Genomic DNA, 23,735 nt, shown 5'->3' on the forward strand with positions numbered 1-23,735 from the left:
AATTTACAGAGTATTAGAGCAGCCATTTTTATAGTCTTTCCATAATATATACCCAAGCCACCTCAAGATGCAGAATTCAGCGTTTCACAGGGGCTTAATATCAAGGCGTTACTTTGCAGGAATGGCACTCCCTTTTAAGAAGTAACAACGATGAGAGTAAGTTCCTGTGAAGCGCCCAAAGGGTTGGTTTAAAAGCGATTTATACTGCGTTATTGATTTTAACAATAGAACCACTATTACTTGCAATCAATGCCTTGCCTATATCGCTTTTAATTCCAACTGAAACTCGCATCTTGAGGTGGTTTGGGTATAAAGGTTATTTTTGCTGTACTGTTGCTGCAACGCAACAGTCGGTAGCACGCTTTAACCTGGGAATCGCTTCACTGCGTTCTCTCAGCACTGCTTTTTAATAAGGCACACCCCATCCAGACAAACCATACTATCTGGCTTAAGCCGAATGCATCTTTCAACTCTGGCACTGACTGAAACAGCGTGAGCACACCGAAAGCACCAACAACAAGCCCTAATAAATGTAACCCTTTTGCTAATTGTGCTGTTTTTAGGCCATGAATACTAATAAGCAATACCCATATACCACCGACCAGCTCAATTCCCCCGCCTAAACCATTAACCACTGTGGTATAAATATAAAACAAGGTATCCGCATGTGAACTCCCTTTGGCAAACAACGAAACCATAGTGTTCATACCAACGAGTGCAACCATACCTGAGCCGAACATAAACACGACCCAAATAAAGCCAAATGCGCTTGCGGCGTTTAGAAGATGGGATGATAATACGTTGAGACGTGCATGCGTTGCCTGTACTGCAATAAATAAGAAACCTCCGAATACTAGATAACCCAAAATATTCGCGAGACTAAATAAGGACTGTTGTGATTCAATATACGCAATTTTATCACTTACAGACGCAGTTTGAGGAATTGAAAGCGCAACGCCATAGATTAAAAACATAACGATGTAGCACATCGGCATGGCAAAAAAAGCGCTCGCGCCCCACCGCATGTGTATATGGTTCGAGGTATTTTGATCACTTATGTTGTGATTCATGATAAACGGTTCCTTAATATTAAACTGTGTAATTAATGCGTCCATACTAACGAGTATAGTGTCTTCAATCGTCTTTCCTACGTAACTCGGACATTTTTTGCTGCTAACTCGCTTATAATACTGTCCGAATGCATTACAACAATTAGTGATGAAGTGAGTTGGGTATTCGCACCATGTGGCGAAGACAAAATACGGCGACGTTGAACAATAAAAAATAGGAATTGATTGAATGACTGAAATTTTCTTATCAACAATGGCAATGGCGGTCGCAAGTTTTACGCTGATATTAATGCCGATGCAAACGCCTTCACCATCAAAAAAACCGTTGATGCTGATACTGTTATGTTTAGGGCTGCTTTCTACTGGCCCTATTATTTTTGCTTTTTTGCCTTGGCTTACTCAGCTGTACATCAGTGTGTTGCCTTTGTTGTTCTTCTTATTATTGCCCAGTCTGTGGTTTTATCACGAAGCATTGATAGCAGAGCATCAATGGCAGTGGACGCCAGCTATGTGGAAGCATTTTTTCCCGCTGCTATTCGCAGGCGCTCTGGGTGGGGCTCTTTTTCTTTTACCAAAACCATCCTTTAACGCCATGTTTTTCTCAGAGCAGAGTCATGACGACACTTATATTCATCTACTTTCCGGTGCATTTTTTGCCACGGTGATATTTTGGTGCGTGCTCAGCTGGTGCTACGTTGTCATGATGCTAAAGCGAACGGTCAAATACAGAAATAAGTTGAAGAATGTATTTTCAAATGATCAAGGGAAGAGCCTAAGCTGGTTTAGTGGTGTTTCCTTACTTATCGCCTTTTCCTGGGTATATGCGCTAGCAGTATTGCTGCTTGATAATCGGTTACAGTTTATCGGCGTGTCTGAGAACGGCGCATTGGTAATGCTTGTCACCATTGTCTGGGTAATGTGTGCCAATGGGTTACAACAACGCCCAGGCTTTGAAGACAACCCACCACCAACAGACGTTGAAAGCCAGCAGCAACCAACAAAAGCATACGAACGCTCAGCATTAACTAACCATAACTTATCAGTGATTTCAGAAAAACTAACCCGTGCTATAAATGATGATAAGGCACACCTTGATCCTGAGTTAACGCTGGCAAAACTCTCTGCAATAGCAAAAGAGCCCTCGCAATATATATCACAAGCATTATCACAGCATTTGGGCACAACATTTTTTGATTTTATCAATGATGCAAGAATAGAGAGTGCCAACCACATGCTTATAAATACCAATCAATCGGTACTTGATATCGCGATGGCGACCGGGTTTAACTCGCGCTCTTCTTTTTACAAAGCGTTCAAAAAATTTAATGACTTAACGCCAAGTCAGTACAGAAAAGCGCAGAAAGTATGATTATCTCAGTGTAGTGTCTCGTTACAGTGACTTATTTTCACCGCTCAATCTATGTCAAAGTGTGGTGTCAGTGACATGAACGAATAAGCCACATTAATCCTATAAAACGATTAGACCATGGCCGCTTTAACATAAACATCAAAACGGTTTTTCTTGGTTTTTATTTGCATACTGGGTGCTTTGTCATTTAGAAATGGCGCATAATCAGGGCGTTTTACCACAACCCGTTTACTCGCTAGAGGGTAAGCAAAATCTAATAAGTTATCAGCATCGGTATCGGCCCCTACAAGATCTTGAAATACGCGCATCTCTTTTTTTACTAGCGCTGATTTTTCACGATGAGGAAACATAGGGTCAAGATACACAACATCTGGAACGCTCTCACATTGTGCAAGTAAAGTATGGCTTGAACCAAATACCAAGCTCATGCTTTGCTGCATCCAAGGGCCTATTTCAATGTCATCATAAGCTCGCTGCAAACCATCATAGAGTAACGCAGCCACAACAGGATGGCGTTCGTGCAAAATCACTTTACAACCCAAAGAAGCTAAAACAAATCCATCTCGACCTAAACCTGCAGTAGCATCTAAAACGACAGGGGTTGCCCCTTTGTTTAAGCCCACCGCCTTTGCGATTGATTGCCCTTTACCACCCCCAAATTTACGTCGATGAGCGGCCGCCCCAGTAACAAAATCGACGGATATCGCCCCAAGCTTTGGTTCATCAGTTTTATATAAGCTCAACCCTTTCTCGTCATAACGCAACGCAAACCCAGTTTGTTGGGCAGCCCAACTTTCCAGTCCAAAGCGCTGCTCTAACTCGTTAAGATATGTGCGCATTTCTTTAAAAGAACACTGTATAACCAAAATAAACTCCGACCATGAATAGCATGCGAAGTATATCAACTGCCACTATCTATAGCACTAAAATAGCTCAATATCTGTTTGTGAGGTAATGTCATCGGTGTGCTCAGGCTCTGCTATTTTGCTTAAGCTTACAATTAACTCATTACGTGATTCAATAATGTGATTTAGTTGATACTTAATATATGTAAGGTCTTCGTTAAGTACGCCGAAAGCCAGCTGTGTTTTTACTAGCTGCTCTATTTGTGAACGTAGTGTTTGATTATCTGCCAATGCAGGGTGTTGCTCAATGGTTTCACGTAGTTCATCTAATTGTGTTTCAAACTTTGCCGTTGCCATATCGCGCGCATCGCTATTTTTGTACATTTGCGATGAAAGCTCACTAAAGGCATTACCAATTGTATGCGCTTGGGATAAAGCTTTTTCATTGACTTCCATATCTTGGATTTTAGCGTTAGTAACCTCTAAAATATGAGGAAATAAATCTTTGAACCGGCCATATAAAGCAACATCATCCAGCGGCATGTTTTTAATCAAAATCGACACTTTGGGGTAGTTAACAATCGTGCGGCTGCTAAAATCTACAAAACGATTAGCATGGCGATGCTTTTCTAATAGCTCTTGTTCAAGTGGACACACCGCACCTTCAGCGCTATGAAATACCCCCACTTCTTCATACCAAAATGCCGCAACCACATCTAAATTTAACGGTTTAAAAAAATCAAAAAAGTAGTTCGATAGAGTATCTACATCATGGGCGTGATAAGTCTGACCGACGTAACGCATTATGCGACCCATATCACCTGAATCGGTCATCGCAATTTCAGCAGTAATTTGCGCCCGTTCAATATCACTTTTTAATTTAATAGAGTGCTGTCGATACTCATACAACACGCGGATCCGCGCAATGAGTTCTTCTGCATTGAATGGCTTAACAATATAATCAGCGGCCCCAGAGTTGTAGCCTTTTACGCGCTCTGGCAGTGCGCTTCTGCCAGACAAAAACATAATTGGTGTGTCTTTTGTTTGTTCGAGTGATTTGAGCTCTCTACAAACTTCGTAACCTGTTTTACCAGGCATTTCCACATCAAGTAATATAATATCGGGATTATACTTTTTTGCTTGTCTAAGTCCTTCCTCACCATTTTTAGCATGTATGATTTTACAAAACCCCGCTAAAGACTCTTCTATAACACGGTGTACGTATTTATCATCATCAATTGCTAAAACCAGTTTTGACATACCTTGCTCCATTATTGTCACTCACTTAAAAAGCATAGTACGGAGCACTGATTTTGCGATAATTTATTTGTTTTTTCTGCTTTAAAACAAAAAAAGCGCCAGTTCGGCGCTTTTTAAAATTTTATTGTGCTTACGAGGCAATACCACTATGACGTAAAAGTGCATCGACATTTGGCTCGCGACCACGGAACGCTTTAAATAATTCCATTGGCTCTTCGCTGCCCCCTTTTTCCAAAATATTCTCTAGGAATAACTGTCCTGTTGTAGCATTAAAAATGCCTTCTTCTTCAAACCGTGAGAAGGCATCAGCTGAGAGTACTTCAGCCCATTTATACGAGTAGTATCCAGCGCTATAGCCACCAGCAAAAATATGACTAAAACCATGTTGGAAGCGGTTAAATTCTGGCGGTTTAACAACTGAGGTATGGCTACGCACTTCGTCTAAGCGCGCTTGAATTTGGCACTCTTCACCCGCTTTATAATCATTGTGGATTCTAAAGTCGAACAATGAGAACTCTATTTGACGCAGCATTTGCATGCCTGAATTGTAATTTTTAGCGGCTAACAGTTTATCAAGTAGCTCTTTAGGCAATGGTTCGCCAGTTTCATAGTGGCCTGAAATAAAGTTAAGTGCCTCTTCTTCATAGCACCAATTTTCTAAAAATTGACTCGGTAGCTCCACAGCATCCCAAGCAACGCCGTTAATACCCGCAACTGGCGCCGCTTCAACTTGAGTAAGCATATGGTGAATACCATGGCCAAACTCATGAAATAAAGTAGTCACTTCGTTGTGAGTGAATAATGCAGGTTTATCGCCAACCGCTTTATTAAAGTTACATACTAAGTAAGCAACTGGTGTTTGCAACTCACCATTAGCACGCACCTTTCGACCCATGCAATCATCCATCCACGCGCCACCACGTTTGTGATCGCGTGCATATAAATCCAGGTAAAAACGCCCACGGAGAGTATTGCTGCTGTCGTAAATTTCAAAAAAGCGCACATCTTTGTGATAAGTATCTACATCAGCGACTTCTTTTACCGTAATACCAAATAGGCGATTTACAGTTTCAAATAAGCCACTCAAGACTTTATTTGCTGGAAAGTAAGGGCGCAATACTTCATCTGATATCGCATACTTTTCTTGCTTTAGCTTCTCACCGTAGTAACCATAGTCCCATGCAGCAAGCTCATCAATACCGTGTTTCTCTTTAGCGTAGGCTTGTAACTCTGCTAATTCTTGCTCTGCTTGTGGTTTTGATTTTGCAGCTAAGTCTTCTAAAAATGAAAAAACTTGCTCTGGTGTTTCAGCCATTTTAGTCGCCAATGATTTTTCGGCATAACTTTCAAACCCCAGTAATTGAGCAAGTTCATGGCGCAGCGCAAGTTCTTCACTCATAATTGCTGAATTATCAAATTCACCCGCATTGGGCCCTTTGTCTGATGCGCGAGTAACAAATGCAGTGTACGTTTCTTCACGTAATTCGCGGCTATCTGCGTAAGTCATTACCGGTAAATACGATGGAAAATCTAACGTGAATAACCAACCATCTAAATCTTTGCTTTTTGCGGTATCAGCTGCCAGTGCTAATGCTGACTCGGGTAAACCTGCAAGCTGTGTTTCATCTGTTATATGCTTTTGCCACGCAAGCGTTGCATCCATCACGTTATTACCAAACTTAGCTGCAAGTTCAGATAAACGCGCGCTAATTTCGCCATACCGTTTTTGTTGCGCGGGCTCAAGGGCAATGCCCGAAAGTTCAAAATCACGCAATGCATTAGTAATTGATTTTTGCTGAGCGGTGCTCAAGGTTTTAAATTCATCGCTGTTATACAGCGTATTATAAGCATCGTATAACCCCTGATGCTGACCAACAAACGTTGAATACTCTGAGATAATAGGTAAGCATTGTTCATACGCTTCACGTAGCTCATCTGAATTCACCACTGAGTTCATATGTGAAACAGGAGAAAACATGCGTGAAAGTTTATCGTCTACTTCTTCAAGTGGTAAAACGAGGTCCTGCCAAGTGAACGACTTATTAGCCAACACTTCATCTATCTTTGAACGACATTCATCAATACCGGCTTTGAGTGCAGGAACAACATGTTCAGGCTTAATTTTTGAAAACGGTGGCAAGCCTTCAAGGCCTACTAGTGGGTTATTTTGTAAATCGCTCATTTTAGCTCTCAAATCGTTTCGAATATGATTTTTAAGTTGGGGCACAACGCTTGAAATACAAGGGGCTTTTAACGGGTCTTCCATGTGTTATTATCGGATTAAATACGTTTTATATAAACTTGAGGACTAAAAATGGCTCAGCATTTTGATTACATTGCAATTGGTGGCGGTAGCGGCGGAATTGGCTCGGCTAACCGCGCAGCTATGCGTGGCGCAAAGGTCGCACTAATTGAAGCACAACACATGGGTGGTACCTGTGTAAACGTGGGTTGCGTGCCTAAAAAAGTAATGTGGCACGGTGCACAAATTGCCGAAGCGATTAATGCATATGCCCCAGATTACGGCTTTGATGTAGAACTAAAAAGCTTCAACTGGGCTAAACTAGTTGAAAGTCGCGAAGCCTATATTGGTCGTATTCACCAAGGTTATAATAAGTACCTTGCAAGTAATGGTGTAACCGTTATTAACGGTTTCGCTAAATTTGTAGATAATAAAACAGTTGAAGTAAACGGCGAGCTTTACACCGCTGATCATATTCTTGTTGCAGTAGGTGGTCGCCCTACTATTCCTAATATACCGGGTGCAGAGCACGGTATTGACTCTAACGGCTTTTTTGAGCTCAATGAGCAACCTAAACGCGTTGCTGTTGTTGGCGCCGGTTACATAGCAGTTGAGATTGCAGGTGTATTACACAGCCTTGGCACAGAAACTCATTTATTCGTGCGTAAAAACAAACCACTGCGTTCATTCGACCCATATATCATCGACACACTTGTTGATATTATGGCTAAAGAAGGCCCTACGCTGCATACCGAATGTTCACCAAAAGAAGTGGTTAAAGAAAGCGATGGTAGCTTAACTATCCACTTTGAGAATGGCTACAGCCAAAACGTTGACGAAGTTATTTGGGCTATTGGCCGCACGCCAACAACCGATAAAATTAACCTAGCCGCTGCGGGTGTTGAAGTGAACGAAAGTGGCTATGTAAAGGTTGATGAATACCAAAACACCACAGCAGAGAACGTATATGCGGTAGGTGATATTATCGAAAACGGTATAGAGCTGACACCCGTTGCAATCAAGGCAGGCCGCACTTTATCAGAGCGTTTATTTAACAAAGACCTCCCTGATGATTTGAAGATGGATTATAACCTAGTTCCTACCGTGGTATTTAGCCACCCGCCAATTGGCACTATAGGTGTAACTGAACAAGAAGCCATTTCGCAATACGGCGCAGAAAACGTAAAAGTGTATAAATCGAGCTTTGCCGCGATGTACACCGCCGTTACCCAGCATCGCCAAGCCTGTAATATGATGCTAGTTTGCGCAGGCCCTGAAGAAAAAGTGGTTGGCCTACACGGTATTGGTTTTACAGTTGATGAAATGATTCAAGGTTTTGCCGTTGCTATGAAAATGGGCGCAACCAAAGCTGATTTTGATTCAACGGTTGCCCTGCACCCAACTGGGTCTGAAGAGTTTGTTACTATGCGCTAGTTAAAGCGCTCAAGGCTCAAAAAGATAAACCTTGCAGTTAACGCTGCAAGGTTTTTTTCGTTTTGGCTGGTGACTTTACTTACTATCAATACCTACAAAGCTAAGTCATCAATTTTATTTTTTAATCTTGGTGATGCGAAATCTAGAAAGCTTTTCATTTTTTGTGGCATATATTTTCGAGATTTATGCAGTAAATGCACAGGAACTTTCGCGGGTTCAAATTCAGCTAATATGACCTCAAGCGCACCTTGCTCTAGTGCATCTTTAACTTGGTAATGTAGTTGCTGGGTCACCCCTACTGAATTTATAGCAGCTGTAACAGCTGATTTACTATCCGTAATCGTTAATCGCGATGATATATTTACATTAAAAGCAATTTTAGAATCCGGAACAAGGTAACTCCAAGGTGGAGTTGTCATTGCTGTATTTAGTGATATACACGGGTAGTGAGTTAAGTCTGCTGGTGTTTTTAACGTTTTGTGGGCAGCTAAAATCGATGGGCTTGCACAGGTTACCACCCGAATTTCGCCTACTTGAGTGGCTATCATTGAGCTATCTGGTAACGTACCAATTCTAACAGCCATATCAACATCATTATCAAACAAATTAATATTTCCATCCGACAAAATTAACTGCACATTTATGTTTGAATATAAGGACAAAAACTCAGTAACAATTGGCAATACATATAATCTTCCAAACATCACTGGTGCGGTGATGACCAACTCCCCTTTAGGCTCTGAATATTCGCCTTTTACCCCTTGTTCGGCTTCTTCAACTTGCTCGATAATTGCTTTGCAAGCACGAATATAATTTGCCCCAAAGTCCGTTAACGATAGCTTTCTCGTTGTTCTATGCAACAGGCGCACACCGAGCTGGTTCTCAAGTTCCGATATTTTTCGACTTAGGGTTGGCAAAGGAACGTTTAGCGCTTTACTTGCAGCAGAAAAACTACCCACTTCCACAACCTTAATTAACATAGACATTGCTTGTAACTTGTCCATTGATTATCTCATTGATTGAAAATATCCTTATCAAATTTACCGTATTATCTTTTAAATAACAAAATGTCATAGTGCAGCTATCAAATAAAGATAGGAAACATACTCTATGCACACTTTATCTCCTGTGAACCCTCAAGCTGCTCTTGCCTATGATCATGTTGGTATTCGAGTCAGCAATAGACAAAAATCAGTCCACTTTTATGAACGTCTTGGATTCAAAGAAACCTATCGCATTGCAGAAGGCGAAGCGAATGAGATGGTTACAGCGGGCGGTGTTCGCATAAATCTTATTTTTAATGGTGCAAAAATAACAGGGCAAAAGAACACACTCCTTGATGAGCCGATAAAAAAACCTGGGATCACGCATCCTGCATTCATTATTAATAACATCAATGAATTTCAAGCTTGGCTATCTAAAGAAGGGATCACAATCACTGAGGGACCAAAAAAACTCGGCCCGAGAAGAATCGCTTTATTTATCCGTGATCCTGATGGGAACGTTCTTGAGTTCAATCAATTATTATCAGAGGAGACAAAAAATGAAATTATATGATTTAGAGTTATCAGGCAACTGTTACAAAGTAAGGTTATTTGCCTCACTGATCCATACACCATTAAATATTATTCCTGTTAACTTTATGCAAGGCGAGCATAAGCAAAGTAAATTAATGAAATTAAACCCTTGGGGAGAAATCCCAATACTTGAAGATGGCAATATAGTGTTAAGAGATGGGCAAGCAATATTAGTCTATCTAGCCAATAAATATGGTGGTGAAGCATGGTGGCCTAGTGAAGCACATTTACAAGCAGACGTTATGCAATGGTTGTCTGTCGCGGCTAATGAAATACAACATGGGCCGAATAAAGCTAGGTTAATTAAAAAGTTTGCAGCTGATTATGATCATACTCAATGCGTGCTGCAATCAAATAAAATACTTGCATTAATCGATTCTCACCTTATGAATAACCATTGGTTAGCAGCAAATCGCCCGACTATCGCTGACTGTGCAATTTATCCTTATATATCAATCGCCCATGACGGAGATATTGAAGTAGATAAATATCCGAATATTAAAGCGTGGATGAAGAGAATTGAGCAGCTACCAGGCTATATCTCTATGCCTGGTAACTAACATTGCCGTATTTTATGCAGACCTAAACAGTCGCTATATTAAGATAACCACGAAACCTTGCAGCTCTGTTGCAAGGTTTTTTAAACCCATAGTTATTTAGCAGGGTAAGATCAGTCATCGATGCTGTTTTAAGCATGAGCAAATCATAATTATTAGCTGGCACAAACCTTGTATTCACTTAGAAGCACTGAACAACATGCACATTTTGTTTATTTTTACTGCGTAATTCGGTAATGATTACGTAGTCGGCTTTATATTTTACAAGGAGGCACTGTGTCTAAGTCTGCAATTTTATATCGCATGGTAACCGGTGAGCATATTTGTCCGTTTGGTTTGAAATCAAAAAATCTGTTAGAACGTAATGGCTACGATGTTGATGATCGCCACCTGACTAACCGCACACAAAGCGATGCATTCAAACAGCAGTACGATGTAAAAACCACCCCGCAAACCTTTATTGATAATAAACGTATTGGTGGCTACGATGAGTTGCGCGACTTTTTCAATCTGGCCAAAGCCGGGCAACAAGGCACAAGCTACACGCCGGTGTTAGCCATTTTTGCAGTCACTCTGTTACTTAGCTGTGGATTGAGCTATGCCAGTGGCGATACTTTATTGTCGATGCAAAACTTAATGCTGTTTATTGCACTATCGATGGCAGTTTTAGCCATTCAAAAGCTGCAAGACTTATACAGTTTTTCAAACTCATTTATTACCTATGATTTACTCGCCATGCGGGTTGTACCCTATGCATATGTGTACCCGTTTATAGAAGCTTACGTGGCAGTTGGTATGGTAGCTGAATTGCCCGCTTATGTAGTTGCACCCTTTGCGTTATTTATTGGTCTAATAGGTGCGGTATCTGTATTTAAAGCCGTGTATATAGACAAGCGAGAACTCAAGTGCGCATGTGTTGGTGGTGATAGTAATGTACCTCTGGGGTTTATTTCACTTACCGAAAACATATTCATGATAGCTGCTGGTTTCTGGATGCTACTCAGTTGCTAGAACATAGAAACCGCACACTCATAGGTTAATATTTTCTTCGTGGTGGAAACATCAAAACTTAGCTAGTATAGCCAAGTGATATACTTATTAACGTCCCATCAATTAGGAATTTATGAATACAGATTTGCTGCTCCACCCTGTTTTCGCTTCATTGGTAATAATTACCATCGCGTATAGCCTCAAAATTATTGTTGCAAAGCTAGCGCGCCACAGAGCCGAAAAGAAAGAGAAAGATATTCGCTATATCTCGCATAATATTAAACACTTTATAAACTTAGTAATGGTGTTGCTATTATTGTTCGTGTGGTCAACAGAAATTCAAAATTTTGCGCTATCAATTGCCGCATTTGCCGTTGCCATTGTGCTGGCAACAAGAGAGTTTATTCAGTGCGTAATTGGCTTTTTTTACCTAGTGACGACTCGCCCTTTTCGGGTTGGCGATTGGGTGCAGGTTGGTGAGTATTATGGTGAAATTGCTGAAACCGATTGGATCAAAACCACTATGCATGAAATTGACATGCACACCTATCAGTTTTCGCGTAAGACCATTTTTATTCCGAACAATAAGCTGATCACTAGCCCGATTAAAAACTTAAACTTTGTGAAGCGCTTTACCACACATCACTTTAATATTGTGCGTAAGGAAAGCTTTAACCCGTACCCTATTTACTCCACTTTAACTCACAAAGCAAAGGAGTACTGTGAGGAATTTGAAGATGTGGCAGGGCGTTACAACTCAATCATTGAGCGAAAGCTAGACGCTAAAATTTCAGGCCCGGAACCAGAAATACACTTTAGCACCACAGAATTAGGTGAATTTAAGGCGAGTTTTACACTATTTTGCCCAACGGAAAAAGCATTAGAAATAGAGCATAAATTAACCGAGTACTTTATGCAGCTTTGGTACAGTGAGGCTGCGAAACAACAAAGCAATAACGCTCCCGCATAGCAAAAATAGGTCACTTTATGGGTATGGCTTAGCTAACTTGATTAAAACAAAGTGAGCTAAGCTTTTGATACTAGCCTCCGGTTCGGAGATCTCGCTCAAACTCAGTTTCAGTTTTTACTGGCTGACAATGTGTTTGTACAGTACTTTTGTTTGCCTCATCTTTGTCGGTGCTAAAAATGGTATAGTTGTAGTCTGTTTCTACTTCACCACCTAGGCACTCATGCTCTGCATAAACCCCGTTTTCATAGCCGTCTTTTACCTCTTGTGATGCACACCCTGCTAGGAGTAAAAACACAGTTAACACAGATAAAAATTTCATAACAACTCCAATAAGGTAATTTTTAGTAATTTATAGTTCATATTCAACATGGAATGAGGGAAGCTTGTTAAGTAATGGTAATAGTGATCTTTCTCTTATTAAATCATCACGCTCATCATCTAACATTTCTCGTTCCCGGTGCAGCTCTTTACGTTTATTACTGCCAACCGTTTCGGCACTTAATTCATCCCTAATGGTATTAAGCCGCCAATCTATTTCATTAAGTCGTTGCTCTATTTCAGCTTTTCTTTCCTCAAGCTGATAACGATCATTACCCTCTTGCCACGCTTTTCTAAACTGTGTGTTATTACACACACCATTATATGATTCGCCACGGATACCCAGAGTAAAGCCATTTTCAGGTTCACAATAATATCGCAAGCCATTGTCATAACCTTCTTTATACTGTGCAACGTCAGGTGAAATACCAAACTCCTGACAGGCTGTTACGGTATCAACACCTTGGCTGTAAGTTTTTCCTGATTGGCCATGATCATAGCCAAGCTGCTGCCAATTCGCGTATGCGCACTCTTCTTGCGATAGGCTCGTACAGCCGCTAAGAGTAATAAGGGCTAGGCTAAAAACACATTTTTTAATCATAAAAAATAACATCTGTTTTCATTTGAATATGCAAGCATACTATTCCTTCTTTAGGGCCATATCAATAAACTCAGAAGTTCCCTGTAAATAAACAAGACCTACCTAACAAGGCTATACTTCTACATTTTGCTCTCTAATAGGTAACTCAATAATAAAATCTATCCCTTTATTCAGTTCTGAATGGCATGTAATTGTTCCTGCAAACAGCTGAGTTACTAAGTTATAAACAATATGTGTGCCTAAGCCGCAACAACCCGCTCCTCTTTTTGAGGTTACAAAAGGATCAAATATCTTATTTTTCATCTCTGGCGTTAAGCCACAGCCAGTATCTTGGTATATGATTTTTATTTTTTGCTGCTCTTGACTGACATTAATAGATATTACCTTTTCTGCATCCCAATCTTTGAATCCATGAATAATAGAGTTGCAGATTAAATTGGTGTAAATTTGAATAAAATGACTTGGATAACTATCAATCTCTATGCTTTCTGGGCAGTTAATCTTCACGGTACAATTAGATTGCTTTATTTCATGTGAAAGTGATTGAATGATCTGCTCTAAATTTGTGCGTATATTAAAGCGGTAACTTTGCTCTGAAACCTGATCGACAGCAACTTGTTTAAAACTTGAAACTAATTCCGCTGCACGATGAAGATTATGTTCAATTAATTGGGTTGACTCAGTCATGTTATCTAAAAAACAACCAAAATCACTTTTAGACACTTTCCCCTGAGCATACTTATCTGTCATATTTTTAACTTGTTCTTTTACATAGCTTGCAGTAGTAATACTCACACCTAAAGGGGTATTTATTTCATGGGCAACACCTGCTACTAAACCACCTAATGAGGCCATTTTTTCTGATTCAAGCAAGTGCGACTGTGTAAATTTAAGTTCATCCAGCGTATTTTTAAGTATTTGATTACTTTCGTTTAATTTCTCTGTCCTTTGTATCACCTTCTCTTCAAGCTGCTGATTTAGATCGGTTAAAGCTATCTCAGCTTGAATAAGAGGAGTAATTACGTGACCATTAAAAATATAGGCTGCAAGTTTACCTTTATGGTATATGGGTGCGCATTGCCACTCTATGACCTCTTCATTGTTATTGACGGTGCTTATTTTAAGCTGTATTACATGCTGTTTTCTTGATGATAAAAATTTATCACTAACATTTTTAAAATCTCTATTTTGTGTAAAAAGCTGTTGCCACAGCTGCCCTTTAATTTGAGTATTTTCCATCGCGAGCACTTGCTCAACAGCTTTGTTAAAACGTTGGATTACAAAATTCTCATCGGTACACACCAATAATGAAGACATTGTTTCAATTACTGTTTCAGAAAAATCTTGCTCATCTTGAAGTAGTTCAATAACTTTTTGTCGCTCATTCATTGTTGAGCTTATTTCTTGATGTAAACGATTAAAAGCACTAGCTAACTCATCTAGCTCATCGGCTTTATCGTGTTGGCATTTTTCGCGCCCAGGTAAACGTAATTCCGGCACGGAACCTGGGACAAATGGTGTACTTCTTAAAAAATTAACAATAAAGTTTAAGTGTCTGATAAGCAGATAGTACATAACAAGTAACACACAAGCAGAAACAATAATCGTTTTAATAAACTGAATAAATAAAATTAATACCGACTTTCTTAATAACTCACCATAAACCTTCGTTAATGATGCCGAAACATGCAGCTCACCAACGAGTGTCTCTTCATAATATAAAGTGAAACTTGAAGCGAGAACTGAACCTGAATCATCAGTTCCAGAATCATAAAAAGTCGTTCGCTCACCTTGAATAACCTGCTCTATTTTTAATGAATCAATATCGGGGATATCTTCAACGCCGTGGATCAAAATAGTTAATTGCTCTTCGTCAAAATTCCATAAACTTTGTGCAAGCGGCTTAGTGAAGCTGATATCAATATAACTAAGCGAGCTATTTATTTGTTCAACTCGATTATTAAAATCCCACGTAATTTGTAAAACCGTTGCCAAAGCAGCAAACAATGAGCTAAAAAGTAATATATAGGACAGTAATTTTTTGGATAAATTACTGTGCTTAAATTGAAAAATTAAATCAGACTTTAATGCTGCAAATTGCGGCATATACACATTCTCTCTGCTACTCTTTTATACAACTTTAGTTTATTTTTCGGATTACAAAAAATATGAAAGCATTATTTTTTAAAATCTCAGCTTTATTTACTATAGTGTGTAGCATGAACTTACTAGCGAATGATGCAGGCATCACGTTATACGCAGAAGATGGCTGGCCTCCATACTCATACGCTGACGGATCAGGGATAAGCAATCAAAAAGTTATAGAAGCTTTTGCGCTTGAAGGCGTAAAGGTAAACATTAAAGTGCTGCCTTTCGCTAGAATTCTTAATTTATTAAAAACTGGTAATGCTATTTTAGGCGTAAACGTAGCTAAGACTGATGAGACCAAAGAGCAATTTTTATTTCACAAATCACCTTTATATACCGTTAAATCGCACTTTTATTATTGGCATAATAAACCGCTTATTATAGGTACTAAAGAAGAGTTAAATAAAAACACTCGCATTGGGGCTATTATTGGTTATGACTACGGTGACTTTATTGATAAGAATGAAGTTGGGCTTAAAATTGAACGAGTTAAAAACCATGAGCAAAACCTTAAAAAGCTTTCCTCTCACCGACTAGATGCACTCATCCTTTTTGACGACATTGCAGAAGAGCTCATCACTACAAACAACCTAGAAAATAAGCTCATCAAGGGGCCTCCTGGCGATTCAATAGAAATTTTTGTGGCTTTTTCTAAAGTTCACCCTAGCAGCTTGAAGTATCTTGAAATATTAAACCGTGGTTTGACTAAGCTGGATAATCAGTAAACCAGCCTAGCCTGATATTTCTTATTATGCTGTACCACCAACCGTTAGGTTATCAATTTTCAGGCTTGGCTGGCCAACGCCAACTGGGACACTTTGACCGTCTTTACCACAAACACCCACGCCTTTATCAAGCGCTAAATCATTACCTACCATAGAGATTTGTTGCATAACCTCAGGGCCATTACCAATTAATGTTGCTCCTTTAATTGGCTGAGTAATTTTACCGTTCTCGATTAAGTAAGCTTCTGATGCACTAAACACAAACTTGCCTGAGGTGATATCAACCTGGCCACCACCAAAGTTTGGCGCAAAAATACCTTTTTTAACTGTACTGATAATATCGGCTTGGCTGTGCTCTCCACCTAACATATAGGTGTTGGTCATACGCGGCATAGGTAAATGCGCGTATGATTCACGGCGCGCGTTACCTGTTGGGTTAACCCCCATCAATCGCGCGTTCATTTTATCTTGCATATAGCCTTTTAGAATACCGTTTTCAATAAGCACATTGTAAGCAGCTGGTGTGCCTTCATCATCAACGTTCAATGAACCACGGCGATCAGCAATAGTGCCATCATCAACCACAGTACACAGCTCTGATGCGACTTTTTCGCCAACTTTCCCACTAAATGCTGATGCACCTTTGCGATTAAAATCGCCTTCTAATCCATGACCTACCGCTTCATGAAGTAGAACACCGGGCCAACCTGCGCCAAGTACCACTTCCATTGTGCCAGCTGGCGCATCAATGGCTTCTAAGTTAACTTTAGCTTGACGCACTGCCTCTTCTGCAAAGCCCATCCAGCGCGGTTTGCCATCTTCTAACTCTTTAAAGTAACCATAATCTAAACGCGCACCGCCACCAGCACCACCACGTTCACGGCGGCCATTTTTCTCTAGCAATACAGAACAGTTTAAACGGATCAGCGGGCGAATATCGGTGGCAAAGGTGCCATCACTGGCAGCAATCAACACTTCTTCATATACCGCCGACATAGAGCTAATCACCTGCTCGGCATCGGGGGCTAATTCGCGGATGTAATTTTCAAGTTCGCGCAATAAGCTGACTTTATCGTTATCGCTCATGCTTTGAATAGGTTGATGTGGCGCATACTGTTGTTTTGCTGCTGTATCACTAAACACTTGAACGGCTTTGTTTTCACCAGCATCAGCAATACTTCGTGCAGCTGTGGCTGCTTTATTAAGCGCTTCAAGATTAATAGCATCTGAGTATGAAAAACCGGTTTTTTCACCGCTCACCGCGCGTACGCCAACCCCACGCTCTACATTGTAAGAGCCTTCTTTTACCAAACCATCCTCTAGTACCCAAGATTCATGGTGGCTTGATTGAAAATAGAGATCTGCGTAATCAACATTGTGTTGATGAATAAAGCTAAGCGTTTTTTCGAGTTCTTCTCGATTTAGCTGGCTGTCGTGTAATAAATGCTGTTCAACCGTGTTCATAATAAATGCTCTCTAAATCGTTGGTGAGATTGCACTGGCATATCTCGTCTAATGGCATGTAGTTGGGATAAGTCTGGTTGGCAACCAATAAACCCAACACCATTTTTTAGCTCACTGAGGATATTGCCCCAAGGAGAAATAATTAAACTATGGCCATATGTCGCTCGACCATTCTCATGTTGACCTACTTGTGCTGCGGCAATCACGTAACTTTGTGTTTCTATCGCTCGCGCTGTTAAAAGTGGTTGCCAATGCGCTGCGCCTGTCACTGTGGTGAACGCACTGGGCACTAAAATAACTTCTGCTCCAGCACGTTGTAATGCACTAAATAAGCCACTAAAGCGTAGATCATAGCATACTGTGAGGCCTATTTTACCAAAAGGGGAATCAACCACCACTACGTCATTACCTGCTTGCGTAAAGTTTGATTCGCGATAAGCGCCGGTGCCATCTGCTACATCCACATCAAATAAGTGAATTTTATTGTAGCGTGCAACTACATCGCCTAGGCTATTAAATAGAAGTGACGCAGCATAGTATTTATTGTTGTCAGTGGCGATAGGCAGTGTACCTGCCGCTAGCCAAATATCATATTTACAACAAAGCTGGCTTAATTGTGCCTGATATGTATCACTTTTTTGAGCTACGGCGAGAGTATCTGCACCCGACTTGGCAAACACTAAAAAGCTTTCGGGTAAACACACTAATAACGGGCGAGTGCTGGGTAAGTTACACAGCTGCTGCTCTAACTGAGCAAGGTTTTCTTGAGCATTGATGCCGGAACACATCTGTAGCGCAATGATATGACCCGATGAAGGCGATGTATAACTCATTGTGTTGCCGTTACCGCTGCATCTTTGAGCTTTAATTCACGTACCTGAGACCCATCTTCAGGTTGATTTTGAGCCGCTTGAGGAAGCTCAACCTCCCGGCTTTTTCTATCGACCTCTTGTACAACAGGGTCGCTCATACTGCCCGTTACTTTAAAGTTGATCTCAGATATTACACGCGCAGAGTGAATCACCTTATCAATAGCCAACGCTGCCAAACCCGTTACTGGGTTTACCATCCATGCAACAATAACCGGAATACTTGATGTTACTTGTGGCGCAACAGCCAAGTCATAATTGATTTCCATGGTGTTTAAGTTTGTGTGCCCTTTAATCGTCAAATCCGCTGGCACCCCATCCATTTTGGTATCTTGAGTATAGGCAACACCTTTATCTAATTGCATGCTGCCTTGAAAGCTATTGTAAAAAAAGCCTTTGGAGAATACGTCTCTAAAATCAAGTTTTAACTTGCGCACTAGTGAGTCTAGGCTCAGCAATGAAAAAACTCGCGCTCCGCCATCACTTATTTCTGCAAGGTGACCATCTTCTAAGTTCCATGCTAAATCACCCGATAATGTGGGTATATCAAATTGGTAAGGTGCGCCTTGCCATGCTAAATCAAAAGTAATGTCAGCATCAGAGTCCTTCACCGTGGTGGTAATATCAAACTCATCAAACAGTTCACCTATATCATCACTTTGCATATTGCCATTAAGGCGTGTTTGACCATTTTTCCACTGCCCTTTAGCACGCAGAATATGCTCTCCTTTATCAACGACAAGCTCAGGGATCAGTAACTGTGTACCATCGCCAAATAAGGACGCACTTACATTATCCAGTTGATAGCTATCTACTTTACAATCTAAACAGTTAAACTCAATCGCAGGGATATTATTTAACCAGGCTAAATCTTCAACTGATGCCGCATTCTCTTGTTCCACAGGCTCTTCATCAGGTTTAGAAAGAAAGTTTAACCGTAAGTAATCACTGGTCACTTGAATAGGACGACTAGTTTGATTAATAGGAATACTAATTTGTGAGCGTAGCTCTTTTGCATTCAGCCTTAAGTTGAGCTCATTTGATTTAGGTTTTAACCGCATTTCAAAATCATTAAAAACAATATCAGCAACGGTTAAACGATTTATTTGCCCCACCACTTCTTTCAATGGAGGAAGCACACCTTCACTTTGTGTTTCAACTTGGCTTACAGTAATAATTTGATCAATCAGCGTGACCCAGGACAATAATGGGGTTTCCTCTAAATTTATAGAAACAGTGAAATCTTCTCTATTCAACCCTAAGTCCTGCGACCCCAAAATTAGGTGTGCATTCGTCATTTTAGCGCTGGCATTTGCTAAAATAGCATTAAAGTAAATCTGATCATTTATATTTGCAGTGATCAAATTAGATATATCATCACCCTGAACCTGTGCCTTAAGTTCCCATGGTTGATCAGCATTTTTAGTATAGGGTGCAGGTAATTCACTTTTCAGCCCTATAAGCTGTGAATTTACTTCAGCGAGGTAATTGAACCCCGAAGGCAAAAAGTTTAATGTGACATCAATCGCAAGGTCACTTTCACCCTTTAAGTAACCCTGAAACAAGCCCTGCGCTTCTGCGATTAAAGTGTCTGTATTAACCTGTGCAACGATATTAATTTCACCACGGTAGGTTTCACCGATGTTTTTGCCATCAAAATCAAATTTAATGGGCATGCCGAGCCAGTTTGCAGTTGCGCTTTTTAAAGCAACATGATCATCATTAAAGTACAGCCTCCCATTAACACCTGATAATTGTAAACCTGGCTGAGACAAATAAATTGGCATGTCCTTCAGTGAAACAACGCCTTTGGCATTAACATTCAATTCATTTAAATCAACTGTCAATTCTATATCAGCATTTGCACTGCCTTGTCCTTGAATCACTGAAAATACATTAGCCAGAGGTTGCTTAAGCGGAGTCGCGCTGAAAAAAGGTAATAAAGACTGTGCATCAGCACGCTTTTTAATCTTAACGGATAAGGTATCAGCATTCATTAAGTCAGCAATACTTACATGTACGCCATCATCTACGGCCAAATTGATTAACTGACCTTGTTGAGTGTAGATATCCATCCGCTCATTTTCAAAATGTAATTGCGCACTGGCTTGCGTTACTTCAGGCCAGTCCGGCGCAAATTGGTACGTCGCATTATCAACTTGCGCCATCACTTCAAATTGCCCTGAGTTGTCTGTAAATGGAAAACCCGACAACGGTCCTGAAAACAATACTTGTGCTTGAGTTAATTCACCTTGTTTTATTGCTCCATTTAAATAACTAACTAGGTTTTCACTCATTACTGGTAATGGAAAGTAATGCCCTGCAATACTTGCATCCGGTGCATAAACCTCTGCGTACAAATCCAGTCTAGGCTGTTCACCCACGCTGACCTTCATTTCTGCTGCTAGTGTAAGCTCTTTATTATCTAGCCATATATTATCACTGCTTATCTGCCAGCCTTGAGGCGTGTGCAATGCATCAATTTCCATATTGAGCTGCGAGTATTTAATGGGTTGAGAAAATGTGTCTTGCGTTAACAACACATTGTTTTCACCAAATAAACTGACCCGTCCACGCGATTGGTTTAAGTTCCCTTCGATACGCAGTTCATTCGCTCCAGGTATTCCCTGATTGGCAAGCCAGCCGATATTCTCTGCTGCAAACCAAAGCTGCCAATCTGCTGATGAGTTAAAGGATGCATAGGCTTTATCTATCACACCACTTGGCTGGCGAGTGATTAATGGGTCTAACACTGAAAAGTTACTTAGCTGAGCTAATTTAGTGGCTAAATCGAGGTCAAACTCTTGTAACCAAAAATGCTTTTGTTTGCCAAGCTGTGCTTCAAACTTCACGTTAGGCCAACTGTGCTGCAAACTGTTCACAGCTAATCCCGTACTTTTTAAACGCCAGCCTTGTTGCCACGGAAATAAATGAAAGCCGCCTTCGCTAATGCTTAACTGATGAGGCTTTGCTTCATTGCCTTGCTCCCAGTTTATAAAACTAGGTAGCCATTTAACTTTAACATCCGTGATTAAGCCTTTTTCAATACTCATCCAAGATTCTAGATTAAGGTTTGACTTCAATTCATGTTTGTCTTTATTGCTGTATTGCGCAACCCATTTGGAAATATCAACCTGACTTGCTTGGACGTAAATATCGCCAGCCATTGCTTCTAACGTTTTACCTGTCAGTGCAATGCGGGCATCAAAGGTGCCTACAGAAATACCTGGTAGTGCTAAGGTACCGCTACCACTATGTTGCTTCGGTTTGTTTTGCCAAACTATATTTTCTAAAATTAAACGACGTTCTTTACCATCGCCCATCAAAAAGTTGATACTACTGTTTTCTACAGCAAAATGGCCCGTATCACCTAAAAACAAACCCTCAATGAGTTCCTTTTGCTCAAACGCTACCTCGCCTTCACCTGAATCAAGCAGCGAAGGGAGATTAACATTGGCATGAAAGCCATTGATCACAAAATAATTAGACTTTAATTGCTGCGTTTTAATGCTTTCCCACAGGTTAAGCTCTAGGCTGGCTTTCGCTATTGTCAGCGCTATGGGTGAAGTGGTGTTATCCTCAAAAGATATCTCTTCCATTACGATGGCAGGGCCTTTGCCCTGCCAACTTGCTGAAATAGCACCGATGGATAAGTTAACTGCAAACTTTTCATAAAGATAACCTTCTAAGTCACCTTTATAATCATTCGCATAAGGAAGCGTATATTTTAAAACAGATACAATAACGGCCAACAGTACTAGCGTTACAGCAAATACTTGCCATAACTTTCTAATACAATAAAAACAAACCGTTTTTGCTTTCATTACATCATAACCACATCGAACTGCTCTTGACTGTAAAGACTCTCAGTTTGAATACTCACTTGCTTACCAATAAATAACTCAAGCTCAGCAAGGTTATGATATTCATCGTTTATCAAGGCTTCACTTACCGCTGGAGCAGCATAAACCATAAATTTATCGGCTGCATAAGCACGGTTTACACGTACGATTTCTCGTAGGATCTCGTAACACACCGTTTCAACTGTTTTTTGCGAGCCACGTCCTGAACAGGCAGGACATACATCACATAGTATATGCTCTAAGCTTTCGCGGGTTCGCTTACGGGTCATTTCAACTAAACCCAGAGCCGATAAGCCATTTATATTTGATTTAGCGCGATCTTTGCCAAGCGCAGATTCAAGTGAATGTAACACTCTGCGCTTATGCTCTTCACTGATCATATCGATGAAATCGATAATAATTATGCCACCTAAGTTTCGTAACCTAAGCTGGCGCGCAATAGCTGATGTTGCTTCAACATTGGTATTGAAAATAGTTTCTTCAAGGTTACGGTGGCCAACAAATGCGCCTGTGTTAACGTCGACAGTCGTCATTGCCTCTGTTTGGTCAATAATTAAATAACCACCTGACTTGAGCTCAACCTTTCTGTGTAAGGCTTTTTGAATTTCATTTTCAACATCAAACAAATCAAAGATAGGTCGCTCACCAGGGTAGTATTCAAGCGCGCCCGCAAGAATAGGCACAAACTCTTCTGTGAATGCTTTAAGCTCATGGTATGTCAATTTAGAATCAACCCGAATACGCTCCATGTCTTCGCCAACGTAATCTCTTAGCGTACGAAATGCTAACGTTAAATCTTCGTGCAGAATACTTTCTTTACTGGTTTTTTTGCGTTTAGTGACTATTTTTTCCCACAGCTTTTTTAAAAATGCTGCATCATGGCGTAACTCCGCCTCACTGGCACCTTCAGCGGCTGTACGCACAATAAAGCTGCCATTTTCATCTGAATAGTCTGCAACAATATGCTTCAAACGACTGCGTTCTTCTTCTGTTTCAATGCGCTGGCTCACCCCAACATGGGTTGCATCAGGCATAAAGACTAAATAGCGAGATGGAATGGTGATATCGGTGGTTAAGCGTGCACCTTTTGTTCCTAGGGGGTCTTTAACCACTTGCACCATAATATATTGTCCTTGGCGCACTAATTCGCGAATATCTTGGACTTTTTTAACTGGCTGCTCATCCACACCTTCAATGATTGAAGCGCTATTAACAATATCTGAAGCATGTAAAAAAGCCGCTTTTTCAAGGCCTATATCTACAAATGCAGCTTGCATACCCGGAAGTACACGACTTATTTTGCCAAGATAAATATTGCCAACAATGCCCAAATTACCTATACGCTCGAGCTGAATTTCTTGCAGGACGCCGTTCTCGATGAGGGCAACACGACTTTCACTTGGGGTGACGTTAATTAGTAATTCTATACTCAT

Annotated in this window: 19 protein-coding genes; 7 read left to right on the plus strand and 12 right to left on the minus strand. The window is 40.5% G+C overall.

The features are described from left to right. Nucleotides 1-380: 380 nt before the first annotated feature. Complete coding sequence (locus tag CSC79_RS08090; RefSeq protein WP_143483824.1) at nt 381-1,070, minus strand: hypothetical protein; 690 nt, start codon at nt 1,068-1,070, stop codon at nt 381-383. Between the two features lie 229 nt (nt 1,071-1,299). On the opposite strand from CSC79_RS08090, the gene CSC79_RS08095 reads away from it, so the two are divergent. Beyond that, nucleotides 1,300-2,439: an AraC family transcriptional regulator gene (locus CSC79_RS08095; RefSeq protein ID WP_099295326.1), complete on the plus strand. Its 1,140-nt coding sequence runs from the start codon at nt 1,300-1,302 to the stop codon at nt 2,437-2,439. 110 nt (nt 2,440-2,549) lie between these two features. On the opposite strand, the gene CSC79_RS08100 is transcribed toward CSC79_RS08095, so the two are convergent. From CSC79_RS08100 to prlC, 3 genes are all read right to left on the minus strand, one after another. Further along, a complete protein-coding gene (locus tag CSC79_RS08100; RefSeq protein WP_099295327.1) occupies nt 2,550-3,305 on the minus strand; it encodes a class I SAM-dependent methyltransferase in 756 nt (251 codons plus the stop codon). A 57-nt stretch (nt 3,306-3,362) separates the two neighbouring features. Further along, nucleotides 3,363-4,544: a response regulator gene (locus CSC79_RS08105; RefSeq protein ID WP_099295484.1), complete on the minus strand. Its 1,182-nt coding sequence runs from the start codon at nt 4,542-4,544 to the stop codon at nt 3,363-3,365. 130 nt (nt 4,545-4,674) lie between these two features. Next, nucleotides 4,675-6,726, minus strand: a complete 2,052-nt coding sequence (gene prlC / locus CSC79_RS08110; RefSeq protein ID WP_099295485.1) for an oligopeptidase A — start codon at nt 6,724-6,726, stop codon at nt 4,675-4,677. Between the two features lie 132 nt (nt 6,727-6,858). On the opposite strand from prlC, the gene gorA reads away from it, so the two are divergent. Beyond that, a complete protein-coding gene (gene gorA, locus CSC79_RS08115; protein ID WP_099295328.1) occupies nt 6,859-8,220 on the plus strand; it encodes a glutathione-disulfide reductase in 1,362 nt (453 codons plus the stop codon). A 92-nt stretch (nt 8,221-8,312) separates the two neighbouring features. On the opposite strand, the gene CSC79_RS08120 is transcribed toward gorA, so the two are convergent. After that, entirely contained in the window at nt 8,313-9,224 is a 912-nt protein-coding gene (locus CSC79_RS08120; protein WP_099295329.1) for a LysR family transcriptional regulator, read from the minus strand. A gap of 106 nt (nt 9,225-9,330) precedes the next feature. On the opposite strand from CSC79_RS08120, the gene CSC79_RS08125 reads away from it, so the two are divergent. From CSC79_RS08125 to CSC79_RS08140, 4 genes are all read left to right on the plus strand, one after another. Further along, nucleotides 9,331-9,777, plus strand: coding sequence for a VOC family protein (locus tag CSC79_RS08125; RefSeq protein ID WP_099295330.1), 447 nt, complete (start codon nt 9,331-9,333; stop codon nt 9,775-9,777). After that, nucleotides 9,764-10,357 carry a glutathione S-transferase gene (locus CSC79_RS08130; RefSeq protein ID WP_099295331.1) on the plus strand — a complete coding sequence of 198 codons (594 nt, stop codon included), beginning with the start codon at nt 9,764-9,766 and terminating at the stop codon, nt 10,355-10,357. Before CSC79_RS08125 ends, CSC79_RS08130 begins: the two co-directional genes overlap by 14 nt. 273 nt (nt 10,358-10,630) lie before the next feature. Beyond that, nucleotides 10,631-11,365 (plus strand): glutaredoxin family protein, encoded by a 735-nt coding sequence (locus tag CSC79_RS08135; protein WP_099295332.1) that lies wholly within the window; start codon nt 10,631-10,633, stop codon nt 11,363-11,365. Nucleotides 11,366-11,477: 112 nt separating this feature from the next. Beyond that, nucleotides 11,478-12,314, plus strand: a complete 837-nt coding sequence (locus tag CSC79_RS08140; protein WP_099295333.1) for a mechanosensitive ion channel family protein — start codon at nt 11,478-11,480, stop codon at nt 12,312-12,314. A gap of 70 nt (nt 12,315-12,384) precedes the next feature. Here CSC79_RS08140 and CSC79_RS08145 read toward each other — a convergent pair whose 3' ends face one another. The 3 genes from CSC79_RS08145 to CSC79_RS08155 form a co-directional block, all read right to left on the minus strand. Next, complete coding sequence (locus CSC79_RS08145) at nt 12,385-12,633, minus strand: hypothetical protein (RefSeq protein ID WP_099295334.1); 249 nt, start codon at nt 12,631-12,633, stop codon at nt 12,385-12,387. A gap of 30 nt (nt 12,634-12,663) precedes the next feature. After that, nucleotides 12,664-13,233, minus strand: coding sequence for a DUF2799 domain-containing protein (locus tag CSC79_RS08150; RefSeq protein ID WP_099295486.1), 570 nt, complete (start codon nt 13,231-13,233; stop codon nt 12,664-12,666). Nucleotides 13,234-13,344: 111 nt separating this feature from the next. Beyond that, nucleotides 13,345-15,339 (minus strand): ATP-binding protein, encoded by a 1,995-nt coding sequence (locus tag CSC79_RS08155; RefSeq protein WP_099295335.1) that lies wholly within the window; start codon nt 15,337-15,339, stop codon nt 13,345-13,347. Between the two features lie 113 nt (nt 15,340-15,452). Here CSC79_RS08155 and CSC79_RS08160 point away from each other — a divergent pair, with 113 nt between their 5' ends. Next, nucleotides 15,453-16,106: a transporter substrate-binding domain-containing protein gene (locus CSC79_RS08160; RefSeq protein WP_180270405.1), complete on the plus strand. Its 654-nt coding sequence runs from the start codon at nt 15,453-15,455 to the stop codon at nt 16,104-16,106. A gap of 24 nt (nt 16,107-16,130) precedes the next feature. Here the strand turns inward: CSC79_RS08160 and tldD are convergent, their stop codons facing one another. The 4 genes from tldD to rng are packed head-to-tail and all read right to left on the minus strand — an operon-like array spanning nt 16,131 to nt 23,735. Then, nucleotides 16,131-17,570 (minus strand): metalloprotease TldD, encoded by a 1,440-nt coding sequence (gene tldD, locus CSC79_RS08165; RefSeq protein WP_099295337.1) that lies wholly within the window; start codon nt 17,568-17,570, stop codon nt 16,131-16,133. Then, nucleotides 17,567-18,403: a carbon-nitrogen hydrolase family protein gene (locus tag CSC79_RS08170; RefSeq protein ID WP_099295338.1), complete on the minus strand. Its 837-nt coding sequence runs from the start codon at nt 18,401-18,403 to the stop codon at nt 17,567-17,569. Before CSC79_RS08170 ends, tldD begins: the two co-directional genes overlap by 4 nt. Beyond that, nucleotides 18,400-22,263, minus strand: a complete 3,864-nt coding sequence (locus CSC79_RS08175) for a YhdP family protein (protein WP_099295339.1) — start codon at nt 22,261-22,263, stop codon at nt 18,400-18,402. Before CSC79_RS08175 ends, CSC79_RS08170 begins: the two co-directional genes overlap by 4 nt. Next, complete coding sequence (gene rng, locus CSC79_RS08180) at nt 22,263-23,735, minus strand: ribonuclease G (protein WP_099295340.1); 1,473 nt, start codon at nt 23,733-23,735, stop codon at nt 22,263-22,265. Before rng ends, CSC79_RS08175 begins: the two co-directional genes overlap by 1 nt.

The sequence above is a fragment of the Pseudoalteromonas sp. 3D05 genome, assembly GCF_002723455.1.
In the GTDB taxonomy this organism is placed as follows: Bacteria; Pseudomonadota; Gammaproteobacteria; order Enterobacterales; family Alteromonadaceae; genus Pseudoalteromonas.